We start from the raw sequence: 8,541 nt of genomic DNA, 5'->3' as shown, positions 1-8,541 counted from the left end.
GTAAGTAAATAAAAATCTCTTAGGTTGTTCTGATAGCTATCGGGAGAAGCGATATCTATTTACTCTCCTTTTTTATATTCTTTGACATATTTAGAACCATCACTAAAAATCTGAATTATATTAATTTGATTGTCTTTTTCGACAAAGCTTATTTTTTCATCATATTTTGAATCTCTCCATCTGCCATCAATATTTGCCCAAAGAATTTCATTACCATTAAATTTTATTTTATACTCAAATTTTTGATTATCAGATTTTCTTATATATGATACATAATACAAGTCATTGTTTTTGGAGACTTTAATTATTTTTGGAGAGTGATCCATAATAGCTGCCATTGTATACCTAGCAATATCTTTATAAGTGAAGGTTTTTAGTAAGGTTTCTTCAACTTTACTTATTTCTTGAGTTTGAATTTGTTCTTCTATGACAGCTTCTTTTTGTTCACTTTGTTTACAACTAATGATTAGAAAAAAAACTAAAAAAGGTATAATTGATTTCATGTTGTGAAAATTATTTAACTTCTTTCAACATTGTAAGTAAGTCTGGAATTTTATTTACCTGAGATTCTGTCCAAAAATAATGCTCATAATCTGTTGTGCCATTATCTTTTAGATATATAGATATTCTTTTAGCAGTTTTTTCAATATAAAAACTGAATGTTATTTCTCTTGAATTAAAAATATATGTTACCGATTGCTTTCTTTCGGTCTTGTCTTTAAGATTTGGAATAACGTATTGTTCTATAAAAAGAATGAATTCATCTACTTCATTTAAATCGATCCATGAAGATTTAAAATAATTATAGTTTTTACCCGCGATTTGATATATTACTGTCATATCCATTTGCAATGACTTTACTTTTTTATTTGATTTCAAATCAATTGCTTCAACAGGAAAGAAAGAAACTATTTCACCAAGTCCAGATTTAAATTCGGCTTTCACATTCCAGTCTTTATTTATCTGTGTTATTTCGGCATTATCAATAAACTGCCTAGTTTCAGAATTTGATTTTTCTTTTTGAGCATAACTTATTGAGATGATTGAAAGAAATAAAAATGTAATTAATGCTTTGTTGAGTTTCATATTATAATATTTTGGTTATCATTGGTTTTATTGTTTCCAAAACTAATTCCTTTTAACTCAAATATTTTACTGAAAACCGTAAAATCTCTTTTTATTGCGAATGTTCTAGCCCTGATAGAAGTGGAAATCCTTTTGTGAAGCTTTAGCGGAACAAAAGATTGTAACGGATAGCAGGAAACAGCTCCTAAAAAAGGGTATAATTAGGTTAAAATATGTTGTGAAATTGTGGCTAAAAAACTCAGAACTTTAATGATAGAATTTTAAACAAAAATTTTGTAATTTTGCAGTCCAAATAAAGGATTTATAAAATGTTAGATAGACTTCAAATAGTAAAACAACGTTTCGACGAGATTTCGGATTTAATCATCCAACCGGATGTTATTGCGGATCAGAAACGTTATGTGCAATTGAATCAGGAGTACAAGAACTTAAAAGCATTGGCGGAAAAACGCGACGAATACGTGCTTTTGATGGCAAATATAGACGAGGCTAATGAAATAATTGCAGATGGTAGCGATGCCGATATGGTCGAAATGGCCAAAATGCAACTAGAAGAAGCTAAGGAGAGATTGCCTGAACTGGAGGAAGAAATTAAGTTTATGTTGATTCCTAAGGATCCTGAAGATGCCAAAAACGTAATGGTAGAGATTCGTGCTGGTACGGGTGGAGATGAGGCAAGTATTTTTGCTGGAGATCTTTTCCGTATGTACACTAAATATTGTGAGAACCGTGGTTGGAGAACTTCGGTTGTAGATATGAACGAGGGAACTTCGGGTGGTTTTAAAGAGGTTATCTTTGAGGTTACTGGCGAGGATGTTTACGGTACGCTTAAGTTTGAAGCTGGTGTACACCGTGTACAACGTGTTCCTCAGACTGAAACGCAAGGTCGTGTGCATACATCGGCAGCTACGGTTATGGTGCTTCCTGAAGCCGAAGAGTTTGATGTACAAATTGATATGAACGATGTACGTGTTGACTTTTTCTGTTCGTCTGGACCTGGTGGACAATCGGTTAATACTACTAAATCGGCGGTGCGTTTAACGCATATTCCAACTGGTTTGGTGGCTCAATGTCAGGATCAAAAATCGCAACACAAGAATAAAGATAAAGCGTTAAACGTTTTACGTTCTCGTTTGTACGAACAAGAATTGGCTAAGAAAGAGGCTGAGGATGCTACTAAGCGTACATCTCAAGTAAGTTCTGGTGACCGTTCGGCTAAGATTCGTACCTACAACTACGCTCAAGGACGTGTAACAGATCACCGTGTTGGTCTTACTTTATATGATTTGGGTAACATCATGAATGGTGATATCCAGAAAATTGTAGATGAGTTACAATTGGTTAACAATACTGAGAAATTAAAAGAAGCTTCAGAGGTTTTTTAAATTAAGCTTCTAAGAGGCTAAGTTTCTGAGTTTCTAAGATAAAAAAATGACTGTTTTACAATTAGTAAAGCAGTCTTTTTTTTAGATGCTAAGTCTGAAGGCGTTGCGATTAGTTTTTTTATAAAAACACAATGTAGCCACAAACTTGTCATTTCGAAGAATGAGAAATCTTCACAAGAAACTCCATAATCTTTGTCGAGCTACTCGTGGAGATTTCTCATTCTTCGAAATGACAATATTGGAGAGAAGCTTTGCGGCCTTTGCGTAAGTCTTCGCGTAACTTTGCGTTAAAAATTTCTGCCACGAATGCCACGAATTTCCTCTAATTTCTCTAGTTATAGACTTTAAAACTTTGCGACCTTTGCGAAAAACTTTGCTCACTTTGCGGTAAAATTTTTTGCGTTTAATCCTTACTATGCGCAGCCGTTTTTCTCGAAATGAAATTAGTAACAACTAGCTGAAATATCGAGCCAAAGAATTTTGTTACTTTATTATGTGTGGTTCCTACTAGTATTCTTTTGGATAAATATCCTGCGGCAATACTAAAGATAGATTGTAGTAAATTGCTTTTTATATCGATGCCGCTATTAATTTCTTCTAAGGTGTCTTTTATTATATTGAGCGGTTTTAAATTTTCTTTTAGATCATGAAATTTATCTTTTAAATCAATCCATTCGGCTTCTTGCTGATTTTTTAATTGCAAAATCATCTGATTTAAATCATCGGTTGCGTTATTGGTTTTCATAATGAATTGTTTTAAAAATTAGTTTTCAAATCATTTAATTCCTGTTTTTTAATAAAAGCGTAATTATGATGTTTCCTATTGGTTTCTTAATCCATTTATTCTGATTTTTATACAATAAGATGGCAAGGATGAGGTAGGCAAATGCTAGTACGAAAAATCCGTAATAATACTCGCCAAGCAGCTGACCTATTAATAAACTAAGCCCAATGTTGAGGAATAAACTAAAAAAAACAACAACAACAGCAACAATAATTTGCGATGTTAGGGATGATAAAACATCGGCGGATATGGATACCGATTTAAGCTTGAAAAGTTCAAAACTCGTTTTGGTATAATTTTCGGCCTTATCAAAAAGTGTATCTGTTGTTGTTGTCGTTTTAGTTTCCATCTGATTGCGTTTGCTTATTAAATAAAATCACACTTCTTCTTAATTAGTTACATGCTCAATTCCGTCGCTTACTTCGGCTTTTGCATGATTGTATTTGGCTTTTCCTTGATTCATAAGGTCTTTACTATTTGATGAAATAGTACTTACGATATTATCTAATTTGCCTTTAAAATCGTCTTTGTAATCTTTGCTTTTGTCAGCTATTTTTTGTCTGGTTTTTGATCCTTTGTCTGGTGCAAACAATACTCCTAATAATGCTCCTGCTGCTGCAGCTCCGATAATTCCTAAAATGGTGTTACTAGTTTTCATAATATTTGTATTTAATGTTTAATAATATAATTTGTTCCTAAACTTCTTTGCCTTTAATTAATCTGAAAAGAACTGCTATAATGGCAATTACTAATAAAATATGAATGATGCTTCCTAGGCTGTAAACAAAAAATCCTAGAGCCCACATAATGACTAAAATAACGGCGATGGTGTATAATAAATTTGACATGGCGTTTATGTTTAAGGGTTAATATGGTGGAATATTTAATTTAATTTATACGCAACGTATAAGCTTAAATTGCTATTCTTGGCATCTGGAAAAGTATAGTTTGTTCCTAAAAAACTACGTTCTTTCCCTACGGTTGTTAGTCCGTAATTATAACGTAAACCTATGCTTAATGGGTCAAAATCGATTCCGACTCCTGCGGATAATCCTGCATCAAATCGATTAAAATCATCGGCATTGATATTCTCCTCAAAGTCGAATGCTGAACCAGCACTAGATTCGTTAGTAACTTTTCCGTCGACCAAATAAGAGGCGTAACCTCCTACATGAACATTGAAGTTTTGTGTTACTTTAAATTTTACTAATAAGGGAACTTCGATATAATTAAGTCTAAAACGACCTACACCACTTACAAAAGCGCTATTGTATTCTAACTCTGCGCCCTTGGTTGTGTATAATATCTCGGGTTGTATGAAGATGTTGTCTGCGATAGGAAATGCAGCATAAACTCCGACATTAAAGCCATATATGGCATTTTTGTCATCGACTTCTCCAGAATAAAGATTAGACATATTTGCTCCTCCTTTTATTCCGAATTCGGCATTTACGGGAGTGTTTTGGGCTTGTAATACTCCAAAAGAAGCTGAAATAAATAATGTCACGGCATGTAATAATTGGGCTTTGTTTTTCATGGTTTTAAAATTTTAGGGCTTATAAATTACGTTGTTACTATTTAGATAATCATGATTCTTTTTTTAGCGCTTTTGCTGTGTCCAGAAAGCGGTATTGTGTTGGCAAATATTTAATCGATAGTTTTATTATATCAGTATCATTGGTTTCTCTAGTTATCGATTTTAATAATTCGATCTGATCGCTTATAGATTCGATTATTAAATCTATGTATGCTCTGTCAAAATCGGCCTTGGTTGCATCAATCAAGGAATATAAATCGTTATTAGTTTCCTTTTCATCGGTATTTATAATAATGATTAGCTTTTGGTTAGCCATTCGGGCTATTTCATGGAGCAATTCATTCTGATTGGTTTCTATTTCACTGCTTAACTTTCGTATTTTATCCTCTTGGCATTTTTGCTGAGCAATTTGACTTTTTGATATGATAGCTTTACTAATATTAGCTGTAGCGATTAAAAAATAAGCATCAATTTCTTCCGAAGCAGTTTTACTAAACATATCATTATCTGATGTTTTTTCTAGCGCTTCGTTTTTTTTGCATGAAAGCATTGTCGTCAAGATTACAAAGACAAAAATTGCTTTAACAAGCAAAAATTTAGAGGGGGACAGTGGGTTAATTTTCACTTCATAAAAGTTTATATTACAAAGTTGCAACCTAAATACAATTAATACTTTACAGCATAAAAAAGAATCGTTATATAATTCCCATAATATGAATTATATAACGATAAAAGTTAGTTTTTTGAGGGGATTACTCGGGAAGAAAAATGGTAAAAACTGATCCTTTGCCCGGAGTACTATCGGCAATGATATGACCTTTATGGTTTTCGACAATTTTTTTGCAAATAGCCAGACCAATTCCGGTTCCAGGATATTGATCTGTTTTAGAATGTAAGCGTTGAAACAATACAAAAATGGTTTCTTTAAACTGTGGGTCAAATCCCATTCCGTTATCGGTAAACGTGATTTTGTAATATTTTTTTATAGATTGTTCTAGCAAATCAGGAAATTCGGTAGCATGAATTTTGGTACATGAAATACTGATTTTTGGTAAAACATCTGGCAAACTGTATTTTAATGAATTGCTGATTAGGTTAATAAAAAGCTGTTCTATTTGGTACGGAATAACATGTAGTTTGGGTAATTTATCCGATAAGATAATGGCGTTTTTCTCCTGAAGAATCTCAGTGAATTCTAGTCTTACTTTTTCGAGCAAATCGTTTAAATTCGTTTTTAAGAATTCTTTCTTAGTAGTATTAGTTCTGGAGAACAACAATAAGTCATCAATTAAAATACGCATTCTCTTTGCCGATACTCCAATCCTATTAATGTATTCTCTTCCGCTTTCAGACAAAGCTGCTTTATCATCATCGGAGAATCTCGAGATAAAAGTTTGGATTTTACGAAGTGGTTCTTGCAAATCGTGACTGGCAACATGGTTAAAGGATGCCAATTCTTTATTTGTTTTTTCTAGCTCTTTGTTACGTTCGTAAATGGCAATGTTTTGAAAATGTTCTTCGGTAATATCAAATGTTATTCCTAACATAATCTTACTTCCTTGCTCGTCTATTAAGAGTTTACCAATGGATTTAAAGTATCTGATATCGCCATTTTTTTTGATAATTTTGTAGTAAATAAGCGGAAGTTGTTTGTTATCGATAATCCCTTGCATTAGGTTCGAGAAAGCTTGTTTATCCTCTGGATGTACAAAATCTAGAAAGGTATCTTTTTCTGGAACAAAAGAGTTTGGCGGATAACCTAATAAACGATATTGATTGTCTGAATAGACCATTTTATCGGTTCCTAAATCCCATTGCCAAGTGCTAAAAGCTCCAATTATTTCGGACTCTGCCATTAGTTTGCTCGAAATTAAAAGCTTTTTGTTAAACACACGCAAGCGATCAATATCATTACTAATTTGTCTGTACGAAAGCAAAATAAGCGAAAGTGCTACCAGAAATAAGGATATGGTAAAAACAGGAGTTAATGAAATCTCGCTTTGATATATTTTTTGCCTTTTTTGCAATATATCTTTTTCAAAATCATTCATTTCATCTATCTGAAAGCGAATGTTTTCCATGACGATTCTTCCTCCAAACATACAGTTGTCGAGTTTCCTTTTGTCATAGGTTTTTTCGTTGCTGTATTTTAGAGAACCTTCAAGATAGGTATAACGCTGAATGATTAAATCAAACAGGTTCTTGAGGTTTTTTTGTTGCTTAGGATTGTCGGCCGTTAATTTTCTAAGAGCAATAAAAGATCGGTTTACTTTATCGCGAGAAAATAGGTATGGGGCAAGAAAACGGCTGTTTTTGGTTATTATATAACCTCTCTGGCCTGTTTCGGCATCTTTTACAAACGAAAGTAGTCGTTCTAATTGAATGTTTATTTCATAGGTATGCATCATCGACTTGCTAGAATTCTGCAAGTCACGATTGTGTTGATAGGATACCGATGAAATAAACAATAAAATAAATATCGATATTGCAAAAATAATCCTCAGCGCACGTGGGGAATTAAAATTGGGTATCAATTTCATTCGTTTTTAATTATTTTAAGCGTAACAAAAAGGTATCACGGTTTAAACCTGAAGTGTGATAATGCCAATTTAGAGTTACAACTTCATTAATTATTTTTTTTAGAGCATTAAAATTGCTTGGCTTTTTAATGTAAATATTTGCTCCTTGTATAAATGTATCTTCAATATCTTCTTCTGATGAAGAAGTAGAGTAGATGGCAATTATAAGGTGTTTTAAATGGTCTGCTTTTTTTATTTCCATCAAGCATTCTTTACCTGTTTTTTTAGGCATATTTAAATCCAGAAATAAAATATCGGGCAATATTGTATCAGGATGCATTAAATGTTCCATTAACTCCATTCCGTCATGAGCAAATTGTACTTGTGTCTGTATTTTTACTTCTTCAAAGGCATCTTTGAAAAAAAGGCGATCATCTTCATCATCATCTGCCAGTAAAATATGTAATGCGTTTTTCTGCATTTATAAATTCTTTATTTTAGGTTTTCGCGTCGTTTTTTTATGATTCTCTGAAAGGCCGAAGGGGTAATTCCTGTTGTGTTTTTAAATTGTGTGCTCAAGTGAGCAACGCTGGAGTAATTAAGTAAAAATGCAATTTCGGTCAAGCTCATTTCATTTATAATGATGAGATGTTTGGCTCGTTCGATTTTTTGTAAAATGATGAAATTTTCAATAGACGAATAAGTAACTTCTGAAAATACGTTTGATAAGTATCCGTAACTATGATTTAATTTTTCGGCTAGATAAACAGAACTTTTTAAGTTGTTCCCGTTTTCATCCATAAAAACCATTTCTATAATAGCATCTTTTATTTTTTGTACTAATACACTCTTTTGATTCTCTACAATTTCTAACCCAAAAGGCTCTAACTCATTCTTCATGCTATCCAATTCTTCGGATGTTAGGTTCTTATCCAATTCAATTTCTCCAAAACCCAACGGTGTATAATTTATTTGGCGTTCGCCTAATTTCTGTTTCAGAAATTGGGAGCAAACGGTATTGATGTCAAACTTAATAAATAACTTCATCGTTTAAAAAATATTGCTAAAGATAGATAAAAAAATATTGGTAAGTAGTAATAAAATGAGCAGTAAAGTAAGTGTAAGGGAGTCTCTGTTATTATTTGAGTATTTAACAAAAAAATACCGTCTAATATAAAATTAGACGGTACTAACTGAGTTAAAAAGAATTTACAAATCAGATTGATTTGA

At 32.5% G+C, this 8,541-nt stretch carries 12 protein-coding genes; 1 reads left to right on the top strand and 11 read right to left on the bottom strand.

The features are described from left to right. Positions 1–59: 59 nt before the first annotated feature. Both IW20_RS23215 and IW20_RS23210 read right to left on the bottom strand, forming a co-directional pair. A complete protein-coding gene (locus IW20_RS23215) occupies positions 60–503 on the bottom strand; it encodes a hypothetical protein (RefSeq protein ID WP_035628239.1) in 444 nt (147 codons plus the stop codon). Between the two features lie 10 nt (positions 504–513). Continuing rightward, entirely contained in the window at positions 514–1,086 is a 573-nt protein-coding gene (locus tag IW20_RS23210; RefSeq protein ID WP_035628237.1) for a hypothetical protein, read from the bottom strand. A 308-nt stretch (positions 1,087–1,394) separates the two neighbouring features. On the opposite strand from IW20_RS23210, the gene prfA reads away from it, so the two are divergent. Beyond that, on the top strand, positions 1,395–2,471 hold the full coding sequence (prfA, locus tag IW20_RS23205; protein WP_035628235.1) for a peptide chain release factor 1: 1,077 nt from the start codon (positions 1,395–1,397) through the stop codon (positions 2,469–2,471). Positions 2,472–2,874: 403 nt separating this feature from the next. Here the strand turns inward: prfA and IW20_RS23200 are convergent, their stop codons facing one another. From IW20_RS23200 to IW20_RS23165, 9 genes are all read right to left on the bottom strand, one after another. Then, positions 2,875–3,216 carry a hypothetical protein gene (locus IW20_RS23200; protein ID WP_035628234.1) on the bottom strand — a complete coding sequence of 114 codons (342 nt, stop codon included), beginning with the start codon at positions 3,214–3,216 and terminating at the stop codon, positions 2,875–2,877. A gap of 34 nt (positions 3,217–3,250) precedes the next feature. Beyond that, positions 3,251–3,604, bottom strand: coding sequence for a hypothetical protein (locus IW20_RS23195; protein ID WP_035628232.1), 354 nt, complete (start codon positions 3,602–3,604; stop codon positions 3,251–3,253). Positions 3,605–3,643: 39 nt separating this feature from the next. Beyond that, positions 3,644–3,913: a YtxH domain-containing protein gene (locus IW20_RS23190; protein ID WP_035628229.1), complete on the bottom strand. Its 270-nt coding sequence runs from the start codon at positions 3,911–3,913 to the stop codon at positions 3,644–3,646. 37 nt (positions 3,914–3,950) lie between these two features. Further along, entirely contained in the window at positions 3,951–4,103 is a 153-nt protein-coding gene (locus IW20_RS26080; RefSeq protein ID WP_117590099.1) for a lmo0937 family membrane protein, read from the bottom strand. A 35-nt stretch (positions 4,104–4,138) separates the two neighbouring features. Beyond that, positions 4,139–4,792 (bottom strand): porin family protein, encoded by a 654-nt coding sequence (locus IW20_RS23185; protein ID WP_035628226.1) that lies wholly within the window; start codon positions 4,790–4,792, stop codon positions 4,139–4,141. Positions 4,793–4,841: 49 nt separating this feature from the next. Next, complete coding sequence (locus IW20_RS23180; RefSeq protein WP_051886143.1) at positions 4,842–5,342, bottom strand: DUF4142 domain-containing protein; 501 nt, start codon at positions 5,340–5,342, stop codon at positions 4,842–4,844. Between the two features lie 202 nt (positions 5,343–5,544). After that, positions 5,545–7,332 carry a CHASE3 domain-containing protein gene (locus IW20_RS23175; protein WP_035628224.1) on the bottom strand — a complete coding sequence of 596 codons (1,788 nt, stop codon included), beginning with the start codon at positions 7,330–7,332 and terminating at the stop codon, positions 5,545–5,547. A 10-nt stretch (positions 7,333–7,342) separates the two neighbouring features. Continuing rightward, a complete protein-coding gene (locus tag IW20_RS23170; protein WP_035628221.1) occupies positions 7,343–7,792 on the bottom strand; it encodes a response regulator in 450 nt (149 codons plus the stop codon). Between the two features lie 11 nt (positions 7,793–7,803). Further along, positions 7,804–8,358: a helix-turn-helix domain-containing protein gene (locus IW20_RS23165; protein ID WP_035628220.1), complete on the bottom strand. Its 555-nt coding sequence runs from the start codon at positions 8,356–8,358 to the stop codon at positions 7,804–7,806. Between the last annotated feature and the right edge of the window lie 183 nt (positions 8,359–8,541).

The organism is Flavobacterium hydatis (genome assembly GCF_000737695.1).
GTDB classification, from domain to species: domain Bacteria; phylum Bacteroidota; class Bacteroidia; order Flavobacteriales; family Flavobacteriaceae; genus Flavobacterium; species Flavobacterium hydatis.
Note: the sequence above shows the minus strand (reverse complement) of the source record. Positions and strands in the feature narration are given on the sequence as shown.